The sequence below is a fragment of the Duganella sp. CY15W genome (assembly GCF_009857555.1).
GTDB lineage: Bacteria > Pseudomonadota > Gammaproteobacteria > Burkholderiales > Burkholderiaceae_D > Rugamonas > Rugamonas sacchari.
This window is the reverse complement of record NZ_WWCQ01000001.1, coordinates 292,441-319,285: the sequence shown is the minus strand read 5'-3', so window position 1 is coordinate 319,285 and position 26,845 is coordinate 292,441. Positions and strand designations below refer to the sequence as shown.

Here is a 26,845-nt window from a genome sequence, read left to right as displayed (position 1 = left end):
CAATTTTTAACGTCTATGACATGGCAGATTTGGTAAAAGCGACATTATTTCCAGCGTTATTTCCAGTCACCGCGCAGCGCTGCGACGCGCTGTTTCAGGTCCTCTGGCGTGACATCCTGCGGCGCCACCGGCACGCCGACGGCAAGCGACAGACGCGAACGCAGGCCGCTGCGGAAAGCGCGTTCGAAGACGTTTTCCTTGTTACGGCTCAGCATATGGCCCCACAGGCCGCGCAGCGCCATTGGAATCACCGGCACCTTGGTGCGCTCGACGATCTTGGCGATGCCGCCCTTGAATTCGTTGATGTCGCCGGTGCGCGTGAGCTGCCCTTCTGGGAAGATGCAAACCAGGTCGCCTTCGTGCAGTGCCTGGGCGATATCGATGTAGGCCTTCTCCATCAGCCACGGGTCTTCCTTGGCTGGTGCAATCGGAATCGCGCGCGCCGTGCGGAAGATCCAGCCCAGCAGCGGCAGCTTGAAGATGCGGTGGTCCATCACAAAGCGGATAGGCCGCGGCGACGCAGCGCCAATCACGATGGCATCGACATAACTCACGTGGTTACACACCAGTACCGCCGCGCCTTCCGCAGGAATACGCTGCGCATCCACCGTGTGCACGCGGTGGATGGTATGAATCAGCAGCCAGGCCAGGAAGCGCATCAGGAATTCCGGCACCAGCGAGAAGATGTAGAGCGCCACAACAGCATTCAGTACGGCCGTGACCAGGAACAGCTGCGGGATCGACAGGCCCTGCCCCAGCAACACAATCGCCAGGCCGGCCGCCGCCACCATGAACAGCGCGTTCAGGATATTCATGCCGGCGATGGTGCGCGAGATGTGGGCCGGATCGCAGCGCAGCTGGATCAGCGCAAACAGCGGCACGATGAAGAAGCCACCGAACATGCCGATCATCAGCACGTCAAACAGGATGCGCCACATGCCATGATGCGCCAGCAGGGCCAGCGCATCCAGATGCGGCCCCGCCGCCAGCGCCATCGCGCTTTCATGGAAGGCCAGGCTGGCGAAATACAAATCCACGCCAAACACCGTCAGGCCGATCGAGCCAAACGGCACCAGGCCAATCTCCACCTTGTGGCCGGACAGGCGCTCGCACAGCAGCGAACCGCTGCCCACGCCCAGCGAGAAGATCGTCAGCAGCAGCACGAAAGCGCCATGGTCGCCATGCAGATAATCCTTGGCATACACGGGGAACTGCGCCAGCACCAGCGCGCCGTAGAACCAGAACCACGAGTTGCCCAGCATGGACAGGAACACCGAGCGGTTCTTGCGCGAGAAGTTGATGTTGCGGATGGATTCACCGATGAAGTTCCAGCTGATCTTGAGATCCGGGGCCGGTGCGGGCGAATTGGGAATGCGGTACGCCGCAGCCACGCCCAAGCCGGCGACCAGAATCGTGGCAGCCGCTTCCAGCATCAGGCCATGCGGCTGCTGCACCACCAGCACCGCGCCCAGCACCTCGCCCATCAGGATGCCGACAAAAGTCCCCATCTCGGTCACGCCGTTGCCGCCGATGAGCTCTTCCGGCTTGAGCTGCTGCGGCAGGTAAGCATATTTGACGGGACCAAACAGCGTCGAGTGCACACCCATGCCCACCACCGCAGCAATCAGCAGCCACAGATGATGCGTGACCCAGCCGATGCCGGCCAGGCACATGATGCCGACTTCCAGCCATTTGACGAAGCGCGTCAAGCGCGATTTTTCAAACTTGTCGGCCAGCTGCCCTGCCGTGGCGGAGAACAGCACGTAGGGCAGGATGAACAGCCCGGGAATCAGATTGGTGATGGTCGATGGCGCCAGCGTGGTCCAGCTCAGCGCATCGAAAGTGATGATGACCACCAGTGCGGTCTTGAACAGATTGTCGTTGAACGCGCCTAAAAACTGGGTCCAGAAAAAAGGCGCGAAGCGGCGTTGCTTCAGCAGGGAAAACTGATTGGGCTGGCTCATATCCGTTCCATTTCGGTAAGATTGAGCGGATTATAACCGCATGCCGCACACAGCCGGCATGCGTCTGCTCAAGCAGCCCGCTGCTGTACTGGGGCTTGTACTGGCGGTGCCACACGCAGCGACCAGACACTGTGCGGATCACCGTGCTGGCCGCGATGCAGTACAGCGCGCGCCATCTTCCAGTACAGCGCTGCAAACAGCAGTGATACCAGCGCCACGCCCACCACGACGCCATCCCCTTGCAGCAGTGCCAGCAAAGGATTGACACCGGTGCTCCACCAGTGCGCTGCTGGTACAGCCAGCGCCAGCAGCGCACACAATGTCAGCAGCTCATGCGCTGCACGCGCCGGCGGACGGGCAAAGGCCCACAGCACGCAGCCAAAGAACACCGCGTAATAGCTGCGCTCTTCCCACAACGGCAGCTGTCCGGCCGGCCCCAGCTTGTTCGCCACAAACACCGCCGATACACCCGCCACACAGCCCAGGCACACACCCAGCGTGGCCTGCGCCATCAGCTTGCCGCTGCGCGGCTGCACCAGCTTCTGGCGTTTGCGGCGCGCCTCGATCCACAGCAGGTTGCCGCTGTAGAACAGGAAGGCGCCGCCCATGCCCAGGATGAAGTACGTCCACTGCACCGCCGCATCGCCGAAACTGCCAAAGTGCAGGCTTTGCAAACTGCGCAGGAAGCGTGTGCCGGCACTGAAGTTCTCCGGCATCACCACCCGCTCGATCTTGCCAGTGCTGGTGTTCAGCGCCACCGCAGCCATGCTGGCCACGGTCTTCTGATGCAGATGTCCATAGGCCTGCAGCTGTCCATTGGCGTCACCGGCATTGTGGTAGACCAGCGTCTCTAGCTCGATGCCCGGCGCCTGGCGCTGCACTTCGGCCAGCAGCCGCGAAGCAGGCAGCAACGGCGCTGCCACGCCCGCCGCCTTGGCCGGCGCTACCACGCTGATATCCGGCCCCACCAGTTGCAGCAGCTTGCCGTCAAAAATTAGATACTGGAATGGCGCCAGCAAAATCACGCCCAGCGCCAGCACCGCGCCACTCCACGCATACATCAGGTGAAACGGCAGCGACAGGACGCCAATGGCGTTATGCGCGTCCTGCCACATGCGCTTGATGTTCTTCCCTACCCGCAGCGCGAACAAGTCCTTGAAGAAGGTGGGCGCGTAGATCACCACGCCGGTCGCCAGCGCCAGACCGTACAGAATGCAGATCACGCCCAGCACATAAATACCCCAGCTGCGCGGCAGCCCGGCCGTGTAGTGCAGGCGGTAGACGAAGTCCACCAGTTGCGAGCGTTCCTTGAACTCCTCCAGCTTGCCGTTGGCGTCCAGACGGAAGTGCCGATCATCGAACTCCAGCACCAGGCGCGGCTCGTATTCGGATGGCATGCGCAGGTAAAAATCTTCTTTCGCCTTGGGATGCGCTTGCAGTACGGCGTCGATCAGCGGCTGCGGCTCCTGCCATGGCGCCGCCACCGCAGGCAATGGCGTTTCCCATGCGTGCAGTTCTTCATGGAACAGCGTCACCGCACCGGCATAAAACGCGATGAACAGGCAAAAGCCAGCCACCAGACCCACCCAGGTATGCACCGAAATAAAGGTGCGCAACGTCGAGGACTTCATGCGGCGATCCTTATCAGGCCACTGGCCTTGAGAAAATGCAGCGCGGCGTAGCCGGCAATGGTCACGCCGCCCATCCACAGCCAGGCACGCAGGCCGGTCTTGAACAGGAAAGCCGCCGTCATCGTCGCGATCCACACCAGGAAGAACAGCAGCAGCCAGGGCAGCGTGGTGTTGACCTGGTCGTGGCTCAGCAACGCGGCAAAGCCCACCATCAGCACCGCCAGCGGCAAGCCGAGGAACGCGGCGGCAGTTGATTTACCCAGCATGGCGGCCTCCCTTGCGACGCCACGCGTCCAGATACGGCAGCGCCACCAGCGTGCTCATAAAGCCGGCCAGTCCGATGCACACGCCGCACCAGGCGCCATACGCATCCACCGCGCTGGCCACGGAACCCGCCAGCAGCGGTACCGCAAGCCAGCGCAGGAAGGCCTGGCGACGCAACGCCGCCGGCCACAGGGACTGGTGCGGCGACGCCAGGTAAAGGCACAGCGCGGCAAGCGCCGCCACGCCTATGCAGATCCAGTTCATTTCAAACCTCCGTCAGATGCTGCCTTGCAGGCCAAAGCCGAATTGACGCGCCGGCCCCAGGGTCACTGCATAGCGGCCAGTCACCGTCTCCAGCCGGTTGGCCGTGATGTAGGTGCGGTTGGTCAGGTTGCTGCCATAAGCGAACAGGGTCAGGCCCTTGCTCAGCGCGTAGGTGGCCTTGCCGCCCAACGTGGTATGGCCGTCGTTGCGGTCGAGGTTCTCCGGCGCGGTGTAGGTGCTGGCCGAATGCTGCAGGTTCATGTTCAGCATCCAGCTGCCCGGCGTCCAGCTGAAGCCCACCGACTGCGTCTGGCGCGGCGAACGCGAAAACTCATGACCGCTGTAATCCGCCGTTGGCGTGACAAATTCCAGGAACCTGGTGTGGGCGACGCCCAGAGCGCCAAACAGTTCCAGCTCACGCGTGACATGGCCACGCGCCTCCGCCTCCAGCCCTTGCAGGCGCGAACGGCCGGCATTCACGAAATAGGTATCGATCGAATTGCGGCCAATGTCCACCTGCTGGTCGTTCCAGTCGACGCGGTAGGCGTTCAGCGACACCATCAAGCCGTTGTCCAGCACACCTTTCAGCGAAGCTTCATAGTTCTTGGTGAACTCGGGACCAAATGGATGCGAGCCGCGCTGGTAGCTGTAATCGACGCCGCCGTTGCGGTAGCCGCGCTGCGCGGTCAGACCTGCCACCCACTCTGGCGCCAGTGCATAGCGAATGCCGAACTTCGGCAGCCACACCGAGTTGCTGGTGCCCATGGGCTGCAAGCCGTCTGGCGCAAAGGCGCCGGCGGCGATCAGCTGGGTGTAGACCTGGCGCGCCATCGGCGATGTGCCGTCGGTTTCCGAACCTACCACGCGGTCCTGGCGTTCACTCTCATAGCGCATGCCCGCAGTCAGCGTCAGCTTGTCGATCACGTAGTCGAACTCGCCGTACGCGGCGCGCGTCTTGCTGACGTTGTCCTGCAACTGGCGGCGGCTGATGAAGTCCTTGCCAAACAAGGCATCGCACGCGGCAGGCGACGGACACTGGCCGACCAGGCTCAATACGTAGGACACCGGCACGATGAAGCTGTCGTCGCCGTTGTAGTACTGCTGCGAGTAATACAGTCCTGCCACGCCTTTCAGCTGATGACCAAACAGCGCGGTATCAAAGTTGGCGCGCGCCTCCTGCACCCATTGACGGTCGATGTTCTCGCCGTGACGGTAGCCCTGCCGGAGTTCCGTGCCATCGTAGTCCTGCACCCGCTGATAGCGGTTGTGCGAATAGGTGGTCAGCAGCGTCACGTCGGCGCCACCGGCGCGGAAGGTCTGCTCCAGCGCGGCGGAACGCGTGTGGTTGCTGACGCCACTCAGCTCGTTGGCCAGATTCTGGCGCGCCGCTGCAGGCACCGCCACCGCCTCCACTGTGCTGTAGCCCAGCAGCTGCTTATCATCGACCAGCGTCACCAGCGCCTGGTAGGCATCGCCCCACGGCGTGATGCGCAGCTTGCCGCGCAGCGTGTGGCCATCATCCTTGTTGGCGCGCTTGTCGTCGCGGGTTGGGTTGTAGATATCGCCATCGCGCTTGCGCTGCTCCAGCGACAGGCGGCCAGCCAGCACCTGGTCGACAATCGCCCCGCCGCCGGCCATCGCCACGCGCCAGGCGTTCTGGTTGCCGGCGCTGACGCGGTAAGCAAAGTCGCGCGCATCGGAAGGATCGCGGGTTTTCAGCACCACCGCGCCGGCCAGCGAATTGCGGCCCTGGTTGGTCGATTGCGGTCCGCGCAGCACTTCCACGCGGTCGGCATCCCACACGCTCAGGCTGGCGATATCCTGGCCAAAGCCATCCTGCGGCACGCCGTCCACCACCATGGTGATGGTCTTGCTGGCGCCACCCGTCGGACCATAAGCCTGCACGCCGCGGATGGACAGGTTTTCAGCCGTGCCCACGTTGGCCATCTGCGATACCACCTCGCTCAGCGCCGTCATGCCCGATTCCGCGATCTGACGCCGATTGCGCGCGCCCACACTGGCGCTGCTGTCGATTTCCGTACGCTTCAGCTTATCGCCGGTGATCACCACCTGTTCCACCGGCGCCGCCGGATCTGCCGTCGCCACCTCATCCGCAGTCGCCTGCCAGCTGGCCGTTATCCCGGCCAACGCCATCACCATCACTTTGACGCGCATTCTCTACTTCCCCTGTTTTTATTGAATGAGAATTATTACCAAACAAGGATATTAAATGAGAATCGTTTACATTCAAAATGGAATTTTAATGAATTGGCATTACAATTTGGATATGCGTGCCCGCCGCCAGCGCGGTATCGATGGTGATGCGGCCATTGCACGCATACACGCGCTCACGCATGCCAACCAGGCCGATGCCGGTACAAACCTGAGTCGCATCAAATCCTTTGCCGTTATCGGCGATTTCCATGCGCAGCTCACCATTGGCCAGCGCCAGCGTGACTGAGGCCTGGCTGGCGCGTGCATGTTTGACGACGTTGGACAACGCCTCCTGAACGATACGGTACGCGGAGATAGCAATTCCACCTTCCATACGCGAGAAGTTCCCATGGACCGCCATGGCGAAACGGCAACCGCTGCGCGCACTGTCATAGTGCCGCACCATCTCCTCCACTGCCCCATCAAGACCCAGCATGTCCAGCACTTCCGGCCGCAAACGACGCACCAGCGAGCGGCCGCTGTTGTATAAACCCAGCGTCAACTTGATGATGGACTGGGCGCGCTCGCGCACCTCCCCGTCCGCGCTGGCGTCGGCAATGCGCTGCGCCTCCAGCCGCGCCGCGATCAGCGTCGCATTCAGCTCATCATGTATCTCCAGCGCGATGCTCTTGCGCTCATCCTCCACCGCCGAGTTGACCTTGCGGATCAGGCGCCGCTTCTCCGCATCGGCTTCACGCAAGGCCTGCATGCTCGCATGCAGCGACGCATCCAGCCCCTTGGCCAGTTGCCACGCCAGCAGCACGCATGCCAACAGCCCCAGACTACCGACCAGCAGCTCCACATAAAATCTGTGCGTCTGCTTCAGCAACAGCGCCGACGGCGACATCGTCACGCGCACATAGCCCATGGTCTCCACCGTTGTCCCGGAGGCGCCAAATGGCCGATCCTTCTGATACGGCTTGCCGTCCGGTCCCAGCATCGCCACCCACATCAGCCGCTTCAGGACCGGCGCTTCAAAGTAGCGCAATTCCTGCCCGCCGCCCGAGGCGCGCGCGGCCGCATGCACCAGCTCCCGCCGCTGTGCATCCACGACTTCGATGCGGTCAATGCTGGGATCTGCGCGCAGCAAACCGTTGATGGTCAGCCTGAGATCATCATAGCGGCGCGAGGCCAGACTGAATTCGCTGCTGTCCGCCAGCACCTTGGCCACCAGCGGCCCACGCTCCGCCATCTCCTCGCGCACTTCCGACAGGCGCGATTGATAGGCATACCAGACAAAGGTGCAGAACAGGTATGCCAACGGAATGGCCGTCATCGCCAGCAGGCGCGTACGCACACTCCAGTGGCGCCATACGTGCCAGCGCATCAGGGCTCGATCAGGCCATGCTTGACCGCCAGCCTGGTGATATATGCCGGACGGTGCACGCCCAGCTTCTCCTTCACGGCCTGGCTGATATTGCTGATGGTCTTGGTGGAGACATCCAGCTTCTCGGCAATCTCCGCGTTGGTCAGGCCCTCCGCCATCAGCGTGAAGATTTCCAGCGCGCGCTCATCGAGTTGCGACTGCGGCGAGGCGTCGCCACGCACCGACAGATTCGCCAGGCGTTCAGCGATATGCGGCAGGAAGTACAGCTGCCCCGCCTGCGCGCGCCGCACTGCCGCAGCCAGGTCGGCCGGATCGCAGTCCTTGGTCATGAAGGCGCGCGCGCCCAGGCGGTAGGTTTCCTTGATGAGCGCATCCTGGTCGAACTGGCTGAGGAAGACGATGGCCGCCTCCGGCGTCTGCGCCAGGATCTGCCTGGCCACATCCAGCCCGGTGAGCTGCTCGCCAAAGCGCATATCCAACACGATGACGTCGGGCTTTAGCTGCCCGAACTGGGACAGCGCCTCTTCCGGCGTACGCGCCTGCGCCACCACTTCCAGCCCCTGCCCTTCAAGGGACATGGCGAATCCCGTCATCACGATCGGGTGATCGTCTGCCAGCATCACACGTATTTTCTTCATTTTGCTACCTCTAAGAACTCGGGTTTTCCAGATGGTAGAAGCATATCACACTCACGACACGCAAAAAACGCTTTGAATCTGCCATTCAGTGGAATAATATACTTCCAACACATAGCAATATTTCACACCACAAAGGAGCATCCATGAACCAAAGAAAGAACCTCACCGGTATGACGACCGTCGTAGCGCTGCATGTGGTGTTGTTGGCCGCTTTCCTGCATGGGTCCAAACTGACCGTGTTCAAACCGGCTCCCCAGACGATCGATCTGGTGCCGAATCTGGAGCCGCCCGCACCCAAGCCGCGCGACCTGCAGGTGCAGGAGCCGCGCATGAAGGAGCCTGACGTCTTCATGCCGGTGCCCGTGGTGGCGATTCCCACCGAGTCGCCACCCACCATTGCGCGCCGCACGGAGACCGCGCCGGATGCATCGCTGCCGCCCCCTCGTATCGTGGATGGCGGCGGTGGCGGCGTGACGCCAGCCAGACTGGCGCCTGCGGTGACGCCAGCCGTAGTGGACGCCCAGGCGTGCAGCAAGCCGGACTATCCCAAGAACGCGCTGCGCAACGGCGACACCGGCACCGTAATGCTGGCCTTCCTGATTGGCACGGACGGCAAGGTGGCGGATTCGCGCATCGAAAAGTCCAGCGGTTTCCGCGACCTGGACCGCGCCGCCCAGGCCGGCCTGAGCTTGTGCCACTTCAAACCGGGCACGGTGGACGGCGTCGCCCAGCAGTCCTGGATCCGGATGCAGTACGTCTGGAGCCTGGATTAACTAGCACTACACGAAGTTCACTTGCAGGATTTGCTACTCTCCTCTATAATGTTGCCCGCGCGAAACGGAGCACCCGCATGAAGCAGGATGCGCCGTTTCGCTTTTGTCACACTTTAGGGAAAACAAATGAACAAAATCGTTATCGCACTGATCGCTGCTCTGGCAGCTCCACTGGCAGCTCACGCTGAAGGCGCATACGTTGGTGGCAACATCGGCCGTGCAGAGCAAAAGGCTGACATCGCTAGCTACTCGGTAAAAGAAAGCACCACCGCATACAAAGTGTACGGCGGCTACAACTACACCAAAAACTTCGGCGCGGAAGTTGGCTTTGCCGACCTGCGTGAAGCAGAAAAAACCATCAACGGCGCACGCATTTCGTCGAAACCACAGAGCCTGTACGTAGCAGCTACCGGCACCCTGCCACTGGACGACCAGTTCGCCCTGTTCGCCAAAGTCGGCGTAGCACGTAACCACGTCAAGATGGACGTTTCGAGCAAATTCGGCTCGGCCAACGGCTCGGACAACCGCACCTCGCCATTCATCGGCGTAGGCGCTTCGTACGCTCTGAACAAGAATATCAGCTTCGTTGCTGAATACGAAAACTTCGGCAAAGTTGCCAAAGACGGCAGCAGCAATATCAAGGCTGACTTCCTGTCGGTTGGCGTGCGCTACGCATTCTAAGCTTTATACAAGCATAAAAAAACCGGCGTTAAGCCGGTTTTTTTTCGCCCTCAGGGCAGCGTCACCATCTCGATTTGCGGTGGCCGCGTCAAAGGCTGGGCACTGCATAGCGCCACCGACAGCTCCGGGTGGGGCAGCGTCACGCAATGGCCGCCACTGATGTCGTTCAGTTTGAAGCGCGCTTCCTTCTCGCTCCACAAACGGTAAAACCCATCCACGCGCTCATCGCCGGACAGCGCCTGGATACGCGCCCACTGCGCCATCTCGTCGACATCGAAAGCCTGCGCCGCCAATGCCGCCAAGTCGCGCGTGACATCGCGCATCTCGATATCCAGTCCCAGCGCGGTCTGCGCACTGACCGCGCAAGCGGCCCAACGCCCGCTGTGAGCGATGCTGAAACCGGGCGCAGCGCCTTTGACCACCGGTGCGACCAGCTTGGGCGCCTTGCCCACCTGCTCTTCCAGACGCACATCTTGCGGCGCCACGTTGAGGACACGGGCCAGCGCCGCCCGCGCCAGAATGCGGCCGACAATGAACTGGCGCTGACGCTGCGCGCGGACAAAGCGCTGGTGCCGCGCCATCTCGCCCGGCGTCAACCAGCCGCGATAGCGTTGCAGGTCCGCTTCCGTGACAGCATCGGCATCCACCATCCAAAGCGAAGCAAATACTGTCATGAGGCGCTACCGCCTAACGTGCAAATCAATTGCTGCATGGTCGTCTGCCAGGGTATAAAAACCAGCGAATTATAAACCAGCGACCAGCGCTAACAACAAATTGCGGCGGTTTCAGAACACCCAGAGCTTATCGGCCGGCAGCTGTAGCCAGTAACGCCCGGGCTCCAGGCGGTACTTGGAATATGCCCGCAGACTGAGCTCCACGCCCCCTTCGCCCTTGAACAGGCACTCGAAGCGGTCGCCCAGATACATGCAGGTCAACAGCGGCAGCTCGATGGCGTTATCCACCGGCGTGGCGCTGACCTTTACCTCTTCCACGCGAATGATGGTCGTGCCGTCGCCGCTGCCCGCACCAGCGCCGCGCGCACTGGCTTGCAGGCGGGCGCCGTTGATTTCCAGCTGCACCTGCTTGCCTTCGCGCTGAATCACACGCGCCGGCAAGCGGTTGTTACTGCCCATGAATTCCGCCGTGAACAAGGTGTCGGGCGTTTCGTACATGCTTTGCGGCGTGCCTTGCTGTTCGATCTTGCCGTTATTGAGCAGCAGGATCCGGTCTGAAATCGCCATTGCCTCCGCCTGGTCGTGCGTGACCATCAACGCGGACAGCCCCATACGCACAATCAGTTCGCGCAGGAAGGCGCGCGCTTCTTCACGCAGCTTGGCGTCCAGGTTGGACAGCGGCTCGTCCAGCAGTATCACCGGCGGGTTGTAGACCAGCGCGCGCGCAATCGCCACGCGCTGCTGCTGACCACCGGACAGCTGGTGTGGGAAGCGTTCGCCCAGATGGCCCAGGCCCAGGTTTTTCAGTACGTCGCTGACCTTGTCCTTGATTTCGCTGGCGCCCAGCTTGCGCAGCTTGAGGCCATAGGCCACGTTGTCGAATACGGTCTTGTGCGGCCACAATGCATAGGACTGGAACACCAGGCCCAGGTTGCGGTTCTCGGCCGGCATTTCAAAACCCCTGGCGCCATCGAATACATTGCGCTCGCCGATGGCGATGGTGCCCGCCTTCGGACTTTCCAGGCCCGCCACGGCGCGCAGCAGCGTGGTCTTGCCGCTGCCCGAAGGACCAAGCAGCGCCACCACTTCGCCCTTTTGCAGGTGCATGGACACGCCCTTCAGAATCGGATTGGCATGCGCGCCGGTGCCGTAGTCCAGGTGCAGCTCGTTGACGGTCAGTTCGTTAGTCATGATGTCTCGTTTCATGTTGATTCACTCAGTTGTGGAGTTTGACGCCAAAGCGCAGCGCGACACCCAGGCCGATCGCCACCAGCGAGATATTGATGAATGACAGCGCTGCAACCAGGTCAGTGGAACCGGTCGCCCACAGCGACACCAGCATTGCGCCGATCACCTCGGTGCCCGGCGACAGCAGGTACACGCCGGTCGAATATTCGCGTTCAAAAATCAGGAACACCATCAGCCAGGCGCCCAGCAGGCCGTACTTGATCAGCGGGACAGTGACGTCACGCGTGACCTTGCCGCGCGTGGCGCCGACAGCGCGTGCCGCTTCTTCCAGCTCCGGCCCCACTTGCAGCAGCGCGGTCGAAATCAGCCGCATGCCGTAAGCCAGCCACACCACCGAATATGCCAGCCACAAGGCAAAGATGGTAGAACGCAGCGAACGCAGTACCGGTATCGCCTGCTCGCTGAGCCACAGCGCCACGCCGTTGTCCATGCCCTTCAACATGCCATCCAGCCAGCTCGGAACAAACAGGAACACCCACAGGAAGGACAGGCCGGCCAGCAGGCCAGGCACGGCACGCGGTACCAGCACGCTGTAGTCGAGGAAGCGGGTAATCATGTCCGGCTTGCGGTGCATGGCCAGCGCAATCGCGCAGTAGCAGATCACCGCAGCAGCGCCGCCGATCACGCCGATCAGCACCGTGTTGAAGATGCCGCGCATCAGCGCCGGCTGCTCCAGGATTTCGCGGAAGTGCTGCAAGGTCAGTACATCCGCCAGCTTCACGCCCTCGCCCCAGTACTGCACGAAGGAGCGCAGCACGATGCCGGACATCGGCATGATGATGGTGAACATCAGCCAGCCGAAGATCAGCGCGAAGGCCAGCCATTTCCAGCGGCCCAGCGGCATGGCCTTGGAACGTGCGCCCTTGCCTTTGATCGATACGAATTTATTGGACGACTTGAGCAGCCAGCGCTGCACCATCACCAACGGCATGGTCACCATCACCAGGCACACCGCGACAGCCGCCATCAGGTGATACGACGGCGTGCCCAGCTTGTTGGTCAGCTTGTACAGATAGGTGGCCAGCACCATGTGGCCTTCCGGATCACCCAGCACCAGCACCAGGCCAAACACTTCAAAGCCCAGGAAGAACACCAGCACGCCAGCGTAAGCCAGTGCCGGCGTAATCATCGGCAGCGACACATTGAACATCACCTGCAACGGCGAAGCACCGGTCACGCGCGCCGCCTCTTCCACATCGGACCCCAGGCTTTTCAGCGCCGACGAAGCGTACAGATAAACGTGCGGCACGTGCGTCAGGCCAGCAATCACCACGATGCTGGTGAAGGAGTAGATATTCCACGGGATGAAGCCAAGGATGTCCTTGGCCCACAGCGAGTAGAAGCCCACCGGTCCCATGGCCACCACGTAGCCAAAGCCCATCACCATCGGCGAGACGAAGATCGGCACCAGCAGCAGCGGTGCGACGAAGCCCTTGCCCGGCAAATCGGTGCGGATCATGAGGAAGGCCAGCATGCCCCCCAGCGGCACGGCGATGATGGCCAGACCGGAAGCCAGCCAGAAGGCGTTCTTGAAGGCGACCGCAAAATCGGGGTCTTCAAAGATGAAGCGGTAGGCATCCAGGCCCAGCTCCTTGGCCGGCATGAAGAACGGCGCGTTCAAAAAGCTTTGATAGAAAATCAGGAACAGCGGCAGGAAAATGACGCTGGCAGCCAGCGTCACCACCACACCGCGCGGCCAGTTCAAGCCTGGCCGGCCGGAGTGAGCGAGAATTTGCATGATGTTGAGTCCTTACTTCTTGCCAGCGGTTTCTTTCCACTGCTTCAGGAAGGCCATGCGCTTGGCTGGCCCCAGGAATTGCAGCAGGATAGGATGCACCGGTACCGGCTTGATATTGTCCTTGCCGATCTGTTTAATCAGCTCGGCGGAGGTGGTCTCGCCAGTCACATCGGCGCGGATCGCGAACAGTTTGGAGTCGTTGGCGATGATGGTCTGGCCACGGTGCGACAGCATGTAGTCCAGCCACAGCTTGGCGGCGTTGACGTTCTTGGCCGATTTGTTGATGAAGAACACGCGCGACATCACCAGCGTGTAATCCTTCGGCAGCACCACGCCGATCGACGGATCGGTCTTGGCGCGCACCAGCGCATAGGAGCCCAGTACGTTGTAGCCGATCAGGTTCTCGCCGGACGAAATCCGCTCCATCATGGTGCCGGTGGACGACTGCACGCGCACCTTGGACACGCCAAACGCATTTTCCATGTCGAGGAACTTGGGATTTTCACGCGCGTCCTGCGTCATGAACATGAAGCCCACGCCGGATTTTTCGATATCGTAGGTGGTGACCTTGTCCTTGAATTTGGGCTGCTGTATCAGCTTGGTGAAGTCGGCGTGCGTTTGCGGCACTTCCTTGGCATCCACCAGGCGCTTGTTGTAGACGATGGCGGCTGGCTCGAAGGTGGTGCCGTAAGCCTTGTCGTCCCACACCGCCCAGCCGGGAATCTTGGCCGCTTCCACCGATTTGTACTGCAGCGCGTAGCCGTCCGACGCCAGGCGCATTTGCAGGTCCATGGCCGACGACCACATGGCATCGGCGGTATTGCCGCCCGCCGCCACTTCGGAGATGAAGCGGTTATACACTTCGGTGGAATTCATGTCGTTGTATTCGACCGTAATGCCCGGATAAAGCGCGCTGAAATCCTTGATCAGCGGCTGCGTGGCCTTGCTGTCGGTGGCGCCGTAGATCACCAGTTTGCCCTCTTTCTTGGCGGCGTCGATGATCTTCTGATAGTCGGCCGGATAGCCCGCCGGGACTTGCGCCAGCGCCGAACCGGCAAAAAATGCGCATGCAGCGGCCACAGTTGTTTTCAACATCATCGTAATCTCCATAGGTTTTTGTTTCAGCGCATCAGGCCTAATTCGGCTGCACGCTTACCGTAGTCGTCCACGGCTTTCTTGACATAGACCGCCAGCGCATCGCCGGTCAGCCCAAAGGGATACAAGCCCGAAGCTGCGCGCATCTGCGCAAACTGCGGATTGGCCAGCACACGGTCAAACGCCGCCACCCACTGGCGATAGTCGGCATCCGGCGCGTGAGGACTCATCCACACGCCACGGATAATCGGCCACACCACATCCACACCCTGCTCACGCGCAGTCGGCACATTGGCCAGCACGCCCGGTAGGCGCTGCTCGGACAGCACCGCCAGCACCCGGGTATTGCCGCTGGCCGCATACAGCGACGCTTCGCTGGCATCGCCCGACACCACCTGCACGTAGTTCGCATGCATCGCGGTGAAGGCTTCGCCGCCGCCCTCCAGCGCCACGAAACGCAGCGCTTTCGGATCGATGCCGGCGCTCCTGGACACCAGCGCCATCTTCAGCCAGTCCTGGCTGCCGATGGTGCCGGAGACGCCAATCAGCACCTTCTGCGGATTGGCCTTGAGCGCGCCGATCAGGTCATGCAGCGTCTTGTAGGGTGAATCGGCGCGCACCGCGATCATGCCGTAGTCCGCACCCAATGCCGCCACCCAGCGCACATCCGACGCATTCACCTTGCCGAACTTGCCCTGTGCGAGATTCAGCAGCGAGCCGCCGGAAAACGCCACCAGCGTATTCGGCTCGGTACGGCGGCGCGACACCAGCGAGTGCCACGCCACCGCACCGATCCCGCCCGGCAGATAGGTGATATGCATATCGGATGGCGGCGGCTTGGGCGTGTCGCGCAGGCCGTACAAGCCCTTTTGCGCCAGCTTGCAGGTCAGGTCCATCGCGCCGCCCGGTTTGGACGGCACGATGCACTCCAGCCCTGCCGCCTGGGCCGCCACACCAAACAGCAGTGCGCAGATGAGTGCCAGCAGGTTTTTCATCAGAAGCGGTGCTGCATGCCGACCGTCAGGCCGCGCTGGCTGGTGCCATAGCCTGCGTCATCACGCGACAGGCCGGTGAGCTGGCCGTTCTTCGCTTTGGCATAAGCGGCCGTCACGTGCAGGTCGGTGCGCTTGGACAGCGCGTAGCGGTAGCGCGCCACATACATGGTCGGATCGGCGTCCTTGCCGGCAGCGACGTTCTTGACGTTGACGTGGTAGATGGCGCCAGTCAGCGTGGTCACTTCGTTGGTCTTGTAGGCGACACCGGCCCAGGTAGTGGTGGCGTCGACATCGTCGGTGAGTGCCTTGCCCGCCACCAGTTTGTAATCGCGCAGCACGGCCCACACCTTGACCGGGCCGGTTTCGTAATTGGCGCCGATGTGCCACACCGTGTTCTTGTCGCGGTTGCCGGTGGCTGGCACCGTGTTGCCGTTGTTGCGCTCCCAGGTCGCCATCAGGTTCGCGCCGCCGAGTTTGTAGACGGTGCTGAAGCCCACCTTGGCGCTATCCTGCGCACCGGTAGTCTGCTCGCCGGCCGCGTAGTTGGCGCCGATCTTCCAGTCGCCAAAGCTGCCCGCGTATTTGATGATGTTGTCGTACTGGGTGGTGAAGCCGTATTTGCTTGGGCCGGTAGCGGGGCCGGAAGTCGCCCAGGAATAGAACGGCGCAAAGCCCATCGGGTCGAAAGCGATCACGGTGTCATACACGGTGGTGAACGAACGGCCTATCACCACGCGGCCAAACGCGCCCTCCAGGCCAACGTTGGCCTGGCGCTTGAACAGCGCGCCGTCCTGCGCACCGGTATCCATCAGGATGCCGCCTTCCAGATTGAACACGGCTTTCAGGCCGCCGCCCAGGTCTTCGCTGCCGCGCAGGCCCCAGCGCGACGTGTTCATGCCACCCGAGATCACGCGGGTCATATTGCCACCGGTAGGTGTCTGGTTGTTGGCGCTCTCCACACCCACATCCAGCAGGCCGTAGACTTGGACATTGGACTGTGCGTGGGCGCTGCCGGCGGCAGCAAGCATCGCCAGGACCGCGAGGGTCAACGGGGATTTCTTCATGAATTGTCTCCAGATATAGTTTTATGTGTTCTGATTTTTGCAATCAGGCGTCCACTATAGGAGCGTCAATCTTTCAATTGCCTTTCAGTGTCTCCTGCTCACCACAAACCCGGCGGGGACTTCCTTTTTATCCGCCAGCAGCCCATGATGCTGGCCTTACCCTGCACTTATTTGACCGAACTGGCAAGACCCCATGCGCATACTGTTAGTTGAAGACCACACCGAATTACAGCATTGGCTGGCCAAAGCCCTGCGCGACGCCCATCTGACGGTGGAATGCGCCGACAACGGCGCCGATGCCGACGCGCTGCTGCACACGCAGGACTATTCGCTGGTCATCCTCGACCTGACCTTGCCGCGCATGGACGGCCTGGATGTGCTCAAGCGCCTGCGCGCGCGTGGCGGCCCGCGCGGCAAGACGCCGGTGCTGATCCTGACCGCGCGCGGCGGCCTGGAAGACCGTGTGCAGGGCCTGAATCTGGGTGCCGACGACTATCTGGCCAAGCCGTTCGAACTCGCAGAACTGGAGGCGCGCGTCAAGGCGCTGCTGCGCCGTAGCGTCGGCAACGAGACGCTGGTGCACAATTGCGGCGCGCTGAGTTTCGACACCGTGACCCGCATGTTCAGCTATGCCGGCAACGCACTGGCGCTGACGCCGCGTGAACATGCCGTGCTGGAGACACTGATTACCCGCACCGGCCGCGCCGTCGCCAAGGACAAGCTGTTCGATGAAGTGTTCTCGCTGGGCGACGACGCCAATCTCGACGCCATCGATTTATACATCCACCGCGTGCGCAAGAAGCTGGACATGGAAGGTCCCGATGCCGCCGTCATTACCACGCTGCGCGGCATCGGCTATCTGCTGCAGCCGCGTTCAGCAGTCGGCGGCCCGGGCGGAGCCGGCTAGCCGCCATGGCCTGGCTGCGCGCTCCGTCACGCCGCGTCGGTCCCGGCAGCCTGCGCGGCCAGCTATTGCGCTGGCTGCTGGGGCCTTTGCTGGTATTGGTGGCGCTGAACACCATCTCGGTCTACCGCAACGCGCTGGATGCCGCCGATGTGGCGTATGACCGCTCGCTGCTGGCGTCCACGCGCGCACTGGCGGAGCGCGTCTCAGTGGTGGACGGCAAAGTCGTGGCCGATGTCCCCTACGTCGCGCTGGACAGCTTCGAAACCGACACGCTGGGCCGCATCTACTACAAGGTCACCGGGATTGCCGGCGAAACCGTGTCCGGCTACAGCGACCTGCCGCCGGTGCCGGCCAACGTGCCGCGCTCGGAAGCCTATCCGGCGCTGGTGCGCTTCTACCACGCCAACTACAACGGCCAGCCGGTCCGCATCGCCGCGCTGCTGCAGCCCGTGTATGACGACTCCATGCGCGGCATCGCGTTGATCCAGGTGGGCGAAACACTGGAAGCGCGGCGCGTGCTGTCCAACCAGATCCTGTTCGATACGCTGACATGGCAAGCCTTGCTGCTGGCCGCCGTGGCGCTGCTGGTGTGGTTTGCGGTGCGCCTCGTGCTGCAGCCGCTGATGCAACTGAAGAGCGCTGTCGAAACGCGCGGCCTGAATGACGCTTCCGACGTTGATCCGACGCTGGTGCACAAGGAGGTCCGCCCCCTGGTGACGGCGTTGAACAGCTCTCGCTCGCGCATGCACATGCTGATCAACAGCCAGCGCCGTTTCATCGCCGACGCCTCGCACCAGCTACGCACACCGCTGACCGTATTGAAAACCCAGGCCGAACTGGCGCTGCGCGAATTCGACAAGGCTGGCGCCGATCCAGCGGCGCTGCGCGAGATCGTCTACAGCATGGCGGCCACCACCGACTCCACCGTCAACCTGGCCAACCGCCTGCTGACGCTGGCCCGCATTGAACATCGCGGCGAAGACAGCACCGCGCCAGTTTCACTGCGCGACCTCGCCCGCCAGGTCGGCCTGGAACTGGCGATTGCCGCTGTCGCCAGAAACATCGACCTGTCGCTGGAGGCCGAGCAGGAAGGCACCGTCCACGGCCAGGCCTTGCTGCTGCACGAGATGCTGGCCAATCTGGTGGACAACGCGCTGCGCTACACGCCGCAAGGCGGCACCGTCATCCTGCGCGTGAGCGAAAGCACGGACAGCGTCACGCTGGAAGTCGAGGACAGCGGCCCCGGCATCGCCACCGCCGAACGCGAACGCGTCTTCGCGCCCTTCTACCGCACCGCCGCCACGCTGGAGCGCAATCCCGGCGGCCATGGTCTCGGCCTCGCCATCGTGCGCGACATCGCCACACTGCACGGCGCCACCATCCAACTCGACGACGCTGCCGGCGGCCAGGGACTGAAGATCAGGATTATCTTCGCGACGCGGTAAAATACGCGTCTGTATTTAAGGAAGACTCATGATTAGCAAAGAAGATATGGTCACGCTGTTCGCGGACATGAAAGCCAACGCCCCGTGGGATATCAGCAAACCGCTGCTGTGGGGTTACTTTTTCGCCGACGCGGAAAAGGCCAAGCTGGAAAAGGCTGCAGACGAGCTGAAAGCCAAAGGCTACCAGGTGGTCGGCATCTACGATTCCAAACCGGAAGCGGAAACGCCGGCCCTGTGGTGGCTGCACATCGAGAAAGTCGAGAAACACACGGTCGACACGCTGCACGCCCGCAACCAGGAGTTCTACAAGTTTGCTGACGAACACCTGCTTGAATCCTATGACGGCATGGACGTGGGTCCGGCAAATTAGGATTTTCGCGACGGCCATATTCACATATCGGTAAATTCCGATATAATCGCCGCATGGAATTGCTCGACATATTCAAAGCCCTCTCAAACCGGACTCGTCTTGACATCTTGAAAGGCTTGAAAGATCCTGCGAAGAACTTTCCGCCGCAGGATGAGGGCGACGTTCTCACGGTAGGCGTCTGCGTCAGCAGCATCCAGGAAGGCGTGGGGCTGTCGCAGTCCACGGTGTCCGACTACCTGGCCACGCTGCAACGCGCGGGGCTGGTCGAGGCCAGGCGCATCGGCCAATGGACCTACTACAAACGCAACGAAGCAACCATCAGTGCCCTGGCCGAGATCATCGGCAAAGAGCTGTAAAATTTTTTACCACTATATATCGACAATTCCCGATATCCCTTTTTAACGAAATAAGGATTTACCATGCAAGCAATCGTACTCAACTCATTTGGCGGCCCCGAAGCGTTCCAGCTGTGCGAAGTGACCAAGCCCGTGCCGCAGGCGGGGCAAGTGCTGGTCCGGGTCCATGCCACCTCCATCAATCCGCTGGATTACCAGGTGCGCCGTGGCGACTATCCCGGCCTGGTGCCACTGCCGGCCATCACCGGGCACGACGTTTCCGGCGTGGTCGAGACGGTAGGGCCGGGCGTGACGGCCTTCGCTCCCGGCGACGCCGTCTGGTACACCCCGCAAATCTTTGATGGCGCGGGAAGCTACGCCGAGTACCACGTGGCCGCCGAAAGCATCGTCGGCAAGAAGCCGCCCTCGCTAAGCCATCTGGAGGCGGCCAGCCTGACCCTGGTGGGCGGGACGGCGTGGGAAGCCCTGGTGGTGCGCGCCGCGCTGCGGGTAGGTGAAAGCGTGCTCATACACGGTGGCGCGGGCGGCGTCGGCCATGTGGCGATCCAGCTGGCCAAGGCCATGGGCGCACGGGTGTTCACCACGGTGCGCGCAGCAAACGCCAGCTTTGTGCGCGGGTTGGGCGCCGATGTGGTCATCGACTACGAACAGGAAGACTATGTCGATGCCGTCCTGCGGGAAACATACGGCCACGGCGTTGACGTGGTGCTCGACACCATCGGCGGCAACACTTTGTCACGCAGCCCGGACGCACTGGCTCAACTGGGCAGGGTGGTCTCCATCGTGGACATCGCGCAGCCGCAAAACCTGATCCAGGCCTGGGGCAAGAATGCCAGCTACCACATGGTCTTCACCCGGCAAAACCGCGGCAAGCTGGATGAACTGAGCGCGCTGGTAGAACGCGGCCAGCTTCGCCCGCACGTGGGCGCGATCTACCCGCTGGCCGACATTCCGCTCGCCCATGCCCGGCTGGAAAGCGCCAACAATGGCCTGCAAGGGAAAATCGCGATTGCCGTCGTGCCAGCGGAAGCGCGGTTCCGGTATCATTCGGTATGAATACGATTTCTTTCCAACCGTTTATTATTGGTGTCGCTGGCGGTAGCGGCAGTGGCAAGTCAACAGTGTCCCAGCAAGTGCTGGCGTCATTTGGCGCTGAGATGGTCTCAGTCGTGATGCAGGACGACTACTACTGCGACCAGACCCATCTCACGCCTGAAGTCCGCCGCCAGCAGAACTACGACCATCCCCAGGCTTTCGACTGGCCGCTGCTGGTGCAGCATGTCCAGTCCCTGCGCAACGGTGAAGCCATCGAGATGCCGGAGTACGACTTCACGCTAGACAACCGCTCCAACCGCACCATTCCCGTCAAACCCGCGCCGGTCATCGTCATCGAAGGCCTGTTTGCCCTGTATGACGAGGCCTTGCGCGACATGATGTCGCTGAAGATCTTTGTCGACACCGCCTCGGACATCCGCTTCATCCGCCGCATGCAGCGGGATATCACGGAGCGCGGCCGCTCGGTGGAAAGCGTGGTCGGCCAGTACCTGGACACCGTGCGGCCAATGCACAAGCAGTTCATCGAGCCCACCAAGCGCCACGCCGACCTGATTATTCCGCATGGCGCCAATGGCCCGGCAGTGGATATGATTACCACCAAGGTCGCCAGTGTGATCGGCCGGATCAAGTAGTCCTGACCAGCGCGCGCGCACTGCCGCGCGCTTCCTCTTCCAGTTTAAAGACGCTCACCACCTTCGCCAGGTTGGCGGCTTGCTCCTGCAGCGAGCCAGCCGCTGCAGCGGCTTGTTCCACCAGCGCGGCGTTCTGCTGCGTCGAACTGTCGATCTCCGTCACTGCCAGATTCACCTGTGCAATGCCTTCGCTCTGCTCGTGGCTGGCCGAGACGATTTCACCCATGATGCTGGTCACCTGCTCAACTGAGGTCACGATACGGCTCATGGTATCGCCCGCCTCGTCCACCAGCACGCTGCCGGCATCGACCTTCACCACCGAATCGTTAATCAATTCCTTGATCTCCTTGGCCGCTGCAGCCGAGCGCTGCGCCAGCGTCCGCACTTCCGACGCCACCACGGCAAAGCCGCGTCCCTGCTCGCCGGCGCGCGCCGCTTCCACCGCCGCATTCAAGGCCAGGATATTGGTCTGGAACGCAATGCCGTCAATGACGGCAATGATGTCGACGATCTTGCGCGAGCTGTCCTTGATCGACTCCATGGTCTGGACCACGCGCCCCACCACCGCGCCACCTTCCGCCGCAATGCCCGCCGCCGACTGCACCAGCTGATTGGCCTCGCGCGCGCTGTCGGCATTTTGCGTCACGGTGGCCGTCAGTTGCTCCATGGCGGACGCGGTTTCTTCCAGGCTGGAGGCCTGCGCTTCCGTGCGCGAGGACAGGTCCAGATTGCCGCTGGCGATTTCGCTCGATGCGGTGGCAATCGTCTCGGTGCTGTCGCGCACCTGGCGGATGGTGCCGTTCAGCGAAGACACGAAACGGTTGAAGCCATCCGCCAGCGCGCCGACTTCATCCTGGCTTTCCACCGGCATGCGGCGACTCAGGTCGCCATTGCCGTCAGCGATCTCGCTGAGCAGCTGCGCCGCGCGCGCCACCGGTGCGGCAATCGCCATGCTCACCAGATAAATCACAAACATGCCGATGCCACCGCCCACCAGGCCACCCACCAGCGCGGAAATCGTCACTGATCGCGTGACCTGGCCCAGCACCTCCGCTTCCGGCACTTCCGCAATCACATACATATTCAGCTCGGGCAAAAAGGACGACGCCACCAGGCGCTTGCCGTCCGGCGCGGAATAGGAGGCGCTGGCGTAGCGTTCTCCTTTCAGCAGCTCGCCGGCCAGCTTGTCGCTGAAGCCCGGCAGATCCTTCATGAAGTGCTTGCCATCGGCCAGCGCAGAATCGCGGTGCACGATCAGCATGCCGTTCGGCCGCGCCAGGTACACAAAGCCCGACTTGCCCACCTTGTAGCTGCGGATGGTTTCGGCCAGCTTGTCAACTGCCAGGCCCAGGCTGGTGATGCCGGTCTTGCCGTCGCCCGCGTCAAAGCGCGTGTTGATGAAAACGTTGTAGCTGCTGGCGCCCGGCTCCTTGTCCAGATTCAGCGAGTAGCGCTTGCCGCTGGCCATGAAGTCATAGAACCAGTGATCGGCCGCCGCGTTCTTGTCCAGCGTGCGGTTGTAGCCTTTGTCATCGAAATACTTGCCGGTACTGGCCGACACCCACGACACCGCTGCCGCACCTGTGCTGCGGCGCATGCTGGTCGCGTAGGCCTTCCACGCATCCTGGCCGCTATCGGGCAAACCGGCTTTTTCCCAGTCCAGCAAAAATGTGTTGGCTGAAATCGACAATGCGGCCGCCAGCGGCTCGCCGATCTGGCGCTGGATGTCGTTGCGGATCTCGCCGATCTCCGCCGGCAGCTCCTGCGTCACCACCCGTTCGCGGATGCCGTTGCCCGTCATGACCACGCTCAGCGTGGCGGACACCACCAGAAACAGCAGCAGGCAACAGGCCATGCTGAGCATCAGCTTGTTACGGATAGACAGACGGCGCAAGAAATCAGGCATGCAGGGCTCCCGGGCAGCTTCAGTAGTGAAATGAGCGTATCGAAACAAGCCACTCTGCGCAAGCAAAAGCTGGTGTTCAATCGAACGGGCTGTTGCGTCCGTTTGGCCATATGATTTCATCAATATGGCCTTTTTATAACCCAAGATGCTCTCGAAACTCTCGTTTCGCCAGCTGCTATTGGGCGTCTTTTTGCTGATCGCCGTGCTGCTAAGCGCCGCCTCGCTGCACGCGCTGTGGACGCTGGACCGCCTGGCGGCGCACAGCCGCGACAGCGGACGCCACGCACTGGCCCTCACCGAAAACATCCAGCAACTGGCAGAACGCAGCGTCGCCATGACGCGCAGCGCGCGCCAGTATCTGGTGCTGGACGATCCAGCCTTCCGCAAGCGCTATGCCGACGCCTGGCGCGACGCCCAGCTGCTGCTGGATGCGGTCGCCACCGCCCTGCCCTACACGCCGCCGCCCGTGTTCGAACAATGGCGCGCCTCGGGCGAGCAGGCCTGGAATATTCTGCAAACACCCTCGCGTCCGCGTTCCAGCGCCCGCCAGCAGGCGCTGGAACGCGTGCTGGCGCCGCTGCCCGGCGTCAACGACCAGCTCGCCGAAGAGGCCAAACAGGAAGTGGAACGCCGCAACAGCCTGCTGCTGGCCGAACTGGATCAGCGGCGCGCCGTACTCAAGGCGCAAGTGATAGGCTCCATTGTGCTGGCGGCGCTGCTGGCCGGCGGCTTCGGCTTGTGGCTGTCGCGCCCGCTGGAGCAGATCGAGCAGGCCATCGACACGCTGGGCGAGAACCGCTACGACCAGGCCATCGAGGTGCGCGGCCCAAGCGATCTGCACCGCGTGGGCCAGCAGCTGAACTGGCTGCGCCAGCGCCTGGGCGACCTGGAGGCGGACAAGGCGCGCTTCCTGCGCCACATCTCGCACGAACTCAAGACGCCGCTGGCGGCCTTGCGTGAGGGCGTGGCCTTGCTGGAAGACGGCGTGGCCGGCGCCCTGTCGCCCAACCAGCGCGAGATTGCCGGCATCCTCAACCAGAACACGGTTGCGCTGCAATCGCAGATCGAAGCGCTGCTGCGCTACAACGCCGCCACCTTCGACGCCCAGCATGTGCAGCGCCAGCGCGTTGACATGAACAATCTGCTGACCCAGGCCATCGACAGCCAGCGCCTGCAGTGGCAGGCAGCGCGGCTGACCGTCATCGCTGAAGGCCGGGCCAGTCCGATCACGGCCGATGCCGACAAAATGGCCATCGTGCTGGGCAACCTGCTGTCGAACGCGGTGCGCTTCAGTCCTGCCGGCGGCCTGATCAGCTTCCGCCTCGGCGAACTCAACGACAAGCTGCTGCTCGATTGCGTTGACCAGGGACCAGGTGTGGCGCCGGAAGACGCGGCGCGCATCTTTGAACCGTTTTACCAGGGACAGCGCCAGCCGCCCGGCGCACGCCGGGGCAACGGCATCGGCCTGTCCATCGTGCATGAATACGTGGCCGCGCATGGCGGCGTCCTGAAACTGCTGCCGTCTGAACGGGGCGCCCACTTCCATCTTGAACTGCCTTATGAAAGCTAACTCCTGTCTCGTGCTGCTGGCCTGCCTGTCACTGGCAGCCTGCACCTTAAATTCGCCGATGCCGGCCGAACCGGCGCCGCTGCCGCCGCCACCGCCAGTGGTGGAAGTGGTGACGCCACCACCACCTCCGCCCGATGAGGTGGGGCCGCTGCTCAGCTATCACCAGAGCCTGCGGCGCATGAGCCAGGGCGAGCTGGTCAAGGAACTGAGCGGCCTCGGCCTGCAACAGCGCAGTCCGCGCGTCGCCCTCCAGATGGGCATGGCGCTGATGCTTACGCGCGGCAGCGGCGACCTCGCGCGCGCGCAGGCGCTGCTCGATAGCGTCGCCACCTCGGCCGATGTGGAAGCGGCGCCGTTCCGCGCGCTGGCGCAACTGCTGTCCGCCAACTGCGCTGAAATGCGCCGGCTGTACGACCACACCGACCGCCTCAACGCGCAGCAGAAAGAAAGCCAGCGCCGCATCGACCAGCTCAATGACATGCTGGAAGGCCTGAAAGCCATCGAACGTACCTTGCCGGCCCGCCCGGCGTCCGGATCACAGGTGACCAAATGAGCACAACCCAAGGGCAAGGCGCCCACCTCCTGATCGTTGATGACGACGATGACCTGCTGCGGCTGCTGTCGATGCGGCTCAACGCCAATGGCTACCGCGTCACGGCGGTCGGCAGTGCCGAGGCTGCGCTGGCACGGCTGTCGATCGAACTGCCGCGCCTGGTCATCAGCGACATCCGCCTGCCCGACCGCGACGGCATGTGGCTGTTCCAGGAAATCCGCCGCAGCTATCCGGCGCTGCCAGTGATCCTGCTGACCGCGCACGGCACCATACCGGACGCGGTGGAAGCCACCACACTGGGCGCCTACGCCTATCTGACCAAGCCGTTTGACGCCAAGCTGCTGCTGGAACGCATCAGCCAGGCCCTGAGCCTGGCAGCGCCAGCCGCGCACGCGGCCGAAGGCAACGAGGAATGGCGCTCGGCCATCATCAGCCGCAGCCAGGGCATGGACGAGCTGCTGGCGGAAGCGCGGCTGGTGGCCGCCTCCGACGCCAGCATCCTGATCCGTGGCGAAAGCGGCACCGGCAAGGAGCTGCTGGCGCAAGCCATCCACAAGGCCAGCCGCCGCGCCAAGGCGCCCTTCATTGCGGTCAATTGCGGCGCGATCCCGGAAGCGCTGCTGGAGTCCGAACTGTTCGGCCACGTCAAAGGCGCCTACACCGGCGCCGTGAGCAGCCGCGAGGGCTTGCTGCAGGCTGCGGATGGCGGCACGCTGTTTCTTGATGAGATCGGCGACATGCCGCTGCTGCTGCAAGTCAAACTGCTGCGCGTGCTGCAGGAGCGCGTGGTGCGCCAGCTGGGGTCGGATATCGCCAGACCGGTGGATATCCGCGTGCTATCGGCCACCCACCGCGATCTCGACGCCGCCATGCTGGAAGGCCAGTTCCGTGAAGACTTGTACTACCGCCTCAACGTCATCACGCTGACCTTGCCGCCGCTGGCGCAGCGGCGCGAGGACATCGCGCCCATGGCCACGCAATTCCTGCAGACATTGGCGGCCAAGTACGACAAGACCGTGCGCGGCTTCGCCCCCGATGCGCTGGAGGCGCTCACCACCTCGGCCTGGCCCGGCAATGTGCGCCAGCTGTACAACGTCATCGAACACGTGTGTGCGCTGGCCACCGCGCCGCTGGTGCCCTTGTCGCTGGTGCAACGCGCGCTGCGTGTACCGTCGCTGGAAGTGCTGAGCTACACGGAAGCGCGTCAGCGTTTCGAGCGCAATTACCTGGTTCAGCTGCTGAAACTCACGGATGGCAACGTGGCCGACGCTGCCCGTCTGGCCGAGCGCAACCGCACGGAGTTCTACCGTCTGCTGCAAAAGCATGAGCTGGACGCCAGCCTGTTCCGCGGCGATGTCGCCATCGAGCGACAAGAAGAGTCCGTTAAAAATCAATGACTTGGCGAATAGCGGCACGCCCGTGTCGCCGTTTCCCGACAAAAACCCGGCAATCTGGCCGAAAAATCCACAAGGTTGTGATT

At 62.5% G+C, this 26,845-nt stretch carries 25 protein-coding genes; 11 read left to right on the top strand and 14 right to left on the bottom strand.

The window, feature by feature from the left end; genetic code table 11:
- Window positions 1-56: 56 nt before the first annotated feature.
- From GTP58_RS01505 to GTP58_RS01475, 7 genes are all read right to left on the bottom strand, one after another.
- Complete coding sequence (locus tag GTP58_RS01505; protein WP_072780946.1) at window positions 57-1,964, bottom strand: MFS transporter; 1,908 nt, start codon at window positions 1,962-1,964, stop codon at window positions 57-59.
- A 68-nt stretch (window positions 1,965-2,032) separates the two neighbouring features.
- Complete coding sequence (locus GTP58_RS01500; protein ID WP_161076002.1) at window positions 2,033-3,595, bottom strand: PepSY domain-containing protein; 1,563 nt, start codon at window positions 3,593-3,595, stop codon at window positions 2,033-2,035.
- On the bottom strand, window positions 3,592-3,861 hold the full coding sequence (locus tag GTP58_RS01495) for a hypothetical protein (protein WP_161076001.1): 270 nt from the start codon (window positions 3,859-3,861) through the stop codon (window positions 3,592-3,594). The genes GTP58_RS01500 and GTP58_RS01495 overlap by 4 nt, the downstream gene beginning before the upstream one ends.
- Window positions 3,851-4,123, bottom strand: coding sequence for a hypothetical protein (locus GTP58_RS01490; RefSeq protein WP_161076000.1), 273 nt, complete (start codon window positions 4,121-4,123; stop codon window positions 3,851-3,853). Before GTP58_RS01490 ends, GTP58_RS01495 begins: the two co-directional genes overlap by 11 nt.
- A 12-nt stretch (window positions 4,124-4,135) precedes the next feature.
- On the bottom strand, window positions 4,136-6,298 hold the full coding sequence (locus GTP58_RS01485; protein ID WP_161075999.1) for a TonB-dependent receptor: 2,163 nt from the start codon (window positions 6,296-6,298) through the stop codon (window positions 4,136-4,138).
- A gap of 85 nt (window positions 6,299-6,383) precedes the next feature.
- Entirely contained in the window at window positions 6,384-7,664 is a 1,281-nt protein-coding gene (locus tag GTP58_RS01480; RefSeq protein ID WP_161075998.1) for a sensor histidine kinase, read from the bottom strand.
- Window positions 7,664-8,302 carry a response regulator transcription factor gene (locus GTP58_RS01475; RefSeq protein ID WP_161075997.1) on the bottom strand — a complete coding sequence of 213 codons (639 nt, stop codon included), beginning with the start codon at window positions 8,300-8,302 and terminating at the stop codon, window positions 7,664-7,666. The genes GTP58_RS01480 and GTP58_RS01475 overlap by 1 nt, the downstream gene beginning before the upstream one ends.
- A gap of 143 nt (window positions 8,303-8,445) precedes the next feature.
- On the opposite strand from GTP58_RS01475, the gene GTP58_RS01470 reads away from it, so the two are divergent.
- Together GTP58_RS01470 and GTP58_RS01465 are read left to right on the top strand one after the other, a co-directional pair.
- The gene (locus GTP58_RS01470; RefSeq protein WP_161075996.1) at window positions 8,446-9,075 is read left to right on the top strand and encodes an energy transducer TonB; all 630 of its coding nucleotides are present in this window, start codon (window positions 8,446-8,448) and stop codon (window positions 9,073-9,075) included.
- 126 nt (window positions 9,076-9,201) lie between these two features.
- Complete coding sequence (locus GTP58_RS01465) at window positions 9,202-9,756, top strand: outer membrane beta-barrel protein (protein WP_161075995.1); 555 nt, start codon at window positions 9,202-9,204, stop codon at window positions 9,754-9,756.
- A 50-nt stretch (window positions 9,757-9,806) separates the two neighbouring features.
- Here GTP58_RS01465 and GTP58_RS01460 read toward each other — a convergent pair whose 3' ends face one another.
- From GTP58_RS01460 to GTP58_RS01435, 6 genes are all read right to left on the bottom strand, one after another.
- Window positions 9,807-10,430, bottom strand: a complete 624-nt coding sequence (locus GTP58_RS01460) for a 4'-phosphopantetheinyl transferase superfamily protein (RefSeq protein ID WP_161075994.1) — start codon at window positions 10,428-10,430, stop codon at window positions 9,807-9,809.
- Between the two features lie 111 nt (window positions 10,431-10,541).
- Complete coding sequence (locus tag GTP58_RS01455) at window positions 10,542-11,621, bottom strand: ABC transporter ATP-binding protein (protein ID WP_161075993.1); 1,080 nt, start codon at window positions 11,619-11,621, stop codon at window positions 10,542-10,544.
- A gap of 25 nt (window positions 11,622-11,646) precedes the next feature.
- The gene (locus GTP58_RS01450; RefSeq protein ID WP_161075992.1) at window positions 11,647-13,416 is read right to left on the bottom strand and encodes an iron ABC transporter permease; all 1,770 of its coding nucleotides are present in this window, start codon (window positions 13,414-13,416) and stop codon (window positions 11,647-11,649) included.
- Between the two features lie 12 nt (window positions 13,417-13,428).
- On the bottom strand, window positions 13,429-14,514 hold the full coding sequence (locus GTP58_RS01445) for an ABC transporter substrate-binding protein (RefSeq protein WP_161075991.1): 1,086 nt from the start codon (window positions 14,512-14,514) through the stop codon (window positions 13,429-13,431).
- 23 nt (window positions 14,515-14,537) lie between these two features.
- On the bottom strand, window positions 14,538-15,506 hold the full coding sequence (locus GTP58_RS01440) for a tripartite tricarboxylate transporter substrate binding protein (protein WP_202413451.1): 969 nt from the start codon (window positions 15,504-15,506) through the stop codon (window positions 14,538-14,540).
- Window positions 15,506-16,570, bottom strand: coding sequence for a porin (locus tag GTP58_RS01435; protein ID WP_072780962.1), 1,065 nt, complete (start codon window positions 16,568-16,570; stop codon window positions 15,506-15,508). The genes GTP58_RS01440 and GTP58_RS01435 overlap by 1 nt, the downstream gene beginning before the upstream one ends.
- 193 nt (window positions 16,571-16,763) lie before the next feature.
- Here GTP58_RS01435 and GTP58_RS01430 point away from each other — a divergent pair, with 193 nt between their 5' ends.
- From GTP58_RS01430 to udk, 6 genes are all read left to right on the top strand, one after another.
- Window positions 16,764-17,477: a response regulator gene (locus GTP58_RS01430; RefSeq protein WP_161075990.1), complete on the top strand. Its 714-nt coding sequence runs from the start codon at window positions 16,764-16,766 to the stop codon at window positions 17,475-17,477.
- A gap of 5 nt (window positions 17,478-17,482) precedes the next feature.
- A complete protein-coding gene (locus GTP58_RS01425; protein WP_161075989.1) occupies window positions 17,483-18,922 on the top strand; it encodes a sensor histidine kinase in 1,440 nt (479 codons plus the stop codon).
- Window positions 18,923-18,950: 28 nt separating this feature from the next.
- Window positions 18,951-19,292, top strand: a complete 342-nt coding sequence (locus GTP58_RS01420) for a ribonuclease E inhibitor RraB (RefSeq protein ID WP_161075988.1) — start codon at window positions 18,951-18,953, stop codon at window positions 19,290-19,292.
- Between the two features lie 53 nt (window positions 19,293-19,345).
- Window positions 19,346-19,648, top strand: a complete 303-nt coding sequence (locus GTP58_RS01415; protein ID WP_161075987.1) for a helix-turn-helix transcriptional regulator — start codon at window positions 19,346-19,348, stop codon at window positions 19,646-19,648.
- A gap of 63 nt (window positions 19,649-19,711) precedes the next feature.
- The gene (locus GTP58_RS01410) at window positions 19,712-20,704 is read left to right on the top strand and encodes a zinc-dependent alcohol dehydrogenase family protein (RefSeq protein ID WP_161075986.1); all 993 of its coding nucleotides are present in this window, start codon (window positions 19,712-19,714) and stop codon (window positions 20,702-20,704) included.
- On the top strand, window positions 20,701-21,336 hold the full coding sequence (gene udk / locus GTP58_RS01405) for a uridine kinase (protein ID WP_072780972.1): 636 nt from the start codon (window positions 20,701-20,703) through the stop codon (window positions 21,334-21,336). The genes GTP58_RS01410 and udk overlap by 4 nt, the downstream gene beginning before the upstream one ends.
- On the opposite strand, the gene GTP58_RS01400 is transcribed toward udk, so the two are convergent.
- The gene (locus GTP58_RS01400; protein ID WP_161075985.1) at window positions 21,329-23,242 is read right to left on the bottom strand and encodes a methyl-accepting chemotaxis protein; all 1,914 of its coding nucleotides are present in this window, start codon (window positions 23,240-23,242) and stop codon (window positions 21,329-21,331) included. The two genes, udk and GTP58_RS01400, sit on opposite strands and share 8 nt — an antisense overlap.
- A gap of 145 nt (window positions 23,243-23,387) precedes the next feature.
- Between GTP58_RS01400 and GTP58_RS01395 the strand changes: the two genes are divergently transcribed.
- The 3 genes from GTP58_RS01395 to GTP58_RS01385 are packed head-to-tail and all read left to right on the top strand — an operon-like array spanning window position 23,388 to window position 26,762.
- Window positions 23,388-24,812 (top strand): HAMP domain-containing sensor histidine kinase, encoded by a 1,425-nt coding sequence (locus GTP58_RS01395; protein ID WP_161075984.1) that lies wholly within the window; start codon window positions 23,388-23,390, stop codon window positions 24,810-24,812.
- The gene (locus GTP58_RS01390) at window positions 24,802-25,365 is read left to right on the top strand and encodes a hypothetical protein (protein WP_202413450.1); all 564 of its coding nucleotides are present in this window, start codon (window positions 24,802-24,804) and stop codon (window positions 25,363-25,365) included. Before GTP58_RS01395 ends, GTP58_RS01390 begins: the two co-directional genes overlap by 11 nt.
- Window positions 25,362-26,762, top strand: a complete 1,401-nt coding sequence (locus GTP58_RS01385) for a sigma 54-interacting transcriptional regulator (RefSeq protein WP_072780978.1) — start codon at window positions 25,362-25,364, stop codon at window positions 26,760-26,762. The genes GTP58_RS01390 and GTP58_RS01385 overlap by 4 nt, the downstream gene beginning before the upstream one ends.
- Window positions 26,763-26,845 lie beyond the last annotated feature (83 nt).

Excerpts from the sequence above, each read along its gene's own strand:
- GTP58_RS01495 (WP_161076001.1), bottom strand. The coding sequence starts at position 3,861 with ATGCTGGGTAAATCAACTGCCGCCGCGTTCCTCGGCTTGCCGCTGGCG.
- GTP58_RS01410 (WP_161075986.1), top strand. The coding sequence starts at position 19,712 with ATGCAAGCAATCGTACTCAACTCATTTGGCGGCCCCGAAGCGTTCCAG.
- GTP58_RS01500 (WP_161076002.1), bottom strand. The coding sequence starts at position 3,595 with ATGAAGTCCTCGACGTTGCGCACCTTTATTTCGGTGCATACCTGGGTG.
- GTP58_RS01470 (WP_161075996.1), top strand. The coding sequence starts at position 8,446 with ATGAACCAAAGAAAGAACCTCACCGGTATGACGACCGTCGTAGCGCTG.
- GTP58_RS01430 (WP_161075990.1), top strand. The coding sequence starts at position 16,764 with ATGCGCATACTGTTAGTTGAAGACCACACCGAATTACAGCATTGGCTG.
- GTP58_RS01450 (WP_161075992.1), bottom strand. The coding sequence starts at position 13,416 with ATGCAAATTCTCGCTCACTCCGGCCGGCCAGGCTTGAACTGGCCGCGC.
- GTP58_RS01420 (WP_161075988.1), top strand. The coding sequence starts at position 18,951 with ATGATTAGCAAAGAAGATATGGTCACGCTGTTCGCGGACATGAAAGCC.
- GTP58_RS01400 (WP_161075985.1), bottom strand. The coding sequence starts at position 23,242 with ATGCCTGATTTCTTGCGCCGTCTGTCTATCCGTAACAAGCTGATGCTC.
- GTP58_RS01505 (WP_072780946.1), bottom strand. The coding sequence starts at position 1,964 with ATGAGCCAGCCCAATCAGTTTTCCCTGCTGAAGCAACGCCGCTTCGCG.
- GTP58_RS01455 (WP_161075993.1), bottom strand. The coding sequence starts at position 11,621 with ATGACTAACGAACTGACCGTCAACGAGCTGCACCTGGACTACGGCACC.
- GTP58_RS01475 (WP_161075997.1), bottom strand. The coding sequence starts at position 8,302 with ATGAAGAAAATACGTGTGATGCTGGCAGACGATCACCCGATCGTGATG.
- GTP58_RS01490 (WP_161076000.1), bottom strand. The coding sequence starts at position 4,123 with ATGAACTGGATCTGCATAGGCGTGGCGGCGCTTGCCGCGCTGTGCCTT.
- GTP58_RS01415 (WP_161075987.1), top strand. The coding sequence starts at position 19,346 with ATGGAATTGCTCGACATATTCAAAGCCCTCTCAAACCGGACTCGTCTT.
- GTP58_RS01435 (WP_072780962.1), bottom strand. The coding sequence starts at position 16,570 with ATGAAGAAATCCCCGTTGACCCTCGCGGTCCTGGCGATGCTTGCTGCC.
- GTP58_RS01485 (WP_161075999.1), bottom strand. The coding sequence starts at position 6,298 with ATGCGCGTCAAAGTGATGGTGATGGCGTTGGCCGGGATAACGGCCAGC.
- GTP58_RS01445 (WP_161075991.1), bottom strand. The coding sequence starts at position 14,514 with ATGATGTTGAAAACAACTGTGGCCGCTGCATGCGCATTTTTTGCCGGT.
- GTP58_RS01390 (WP_202413450.1), top strand. The coding sequence starts at position 24,802 with ATGAAAGCTAACTCCTGTCTCGTGCTGCTGGCCTGCCTGTCACTGGCA.
- GTP58_RS01465 (WP_161075995.1), top strand. The coding sequence starts at position 9,202 with ATGAACAAAATCGTTATCGCACTGATCGCTGCTCTGGCAGCTCCACTG.
- GTP58_RS01440 (WP_202413451.1), bottom strand. The coding sequence starts at position 15,506 with ATGAAAAACCTGCTGGCACTCATCTGCGCACTGCTGTTTGGTGTGGCG.
- GTP58_RS01395 (WP_161075984.1), top strand. The coding sequence starts at position 23,388 with ATGCTCTCGAAACTCTCGTTTCGCCAGCTGCTATTGGGCGTCTTTTTG.
- GTP58_RS01480 (WP_161075998.1), bottom strand. The coding sequence starts at position 7,664 with ATGCGCTGGCACGTATGGCGCCACTGGAGTGTGCGTACGCGCCTGCTG.
- udk (WP_072780972.1), top strand. The coding sequence starts at position 20,701 with ATGAATACGATTTCTTTCCAACCGTTTATTATTGGTGTCGCTGGCGGT.
- GTP58_RS01385 (WP_072780978.1), top strand. The coding sequence starts at position 25,362 with ATGAGCACAACCCAAGGGCAAGGCGCCCACCTCCTGATCGTTGATGAC.
- GTP58_RS01425 (WP_161075989.1), top strand. The coding sequence starts at position 17,483 with ATGGCCTGGCTGCGCGCTCCGTCACGCCGCGTCGGTCCCGGCAGCCTG.
- GTP58_RS01460 (WP_161075994.1), bottom strand. The coding sequence starts at position 10,430 with ATGACAGTATTTGCTTCGCTTTGGATGGTGGATGCCGATGCTGTCACG.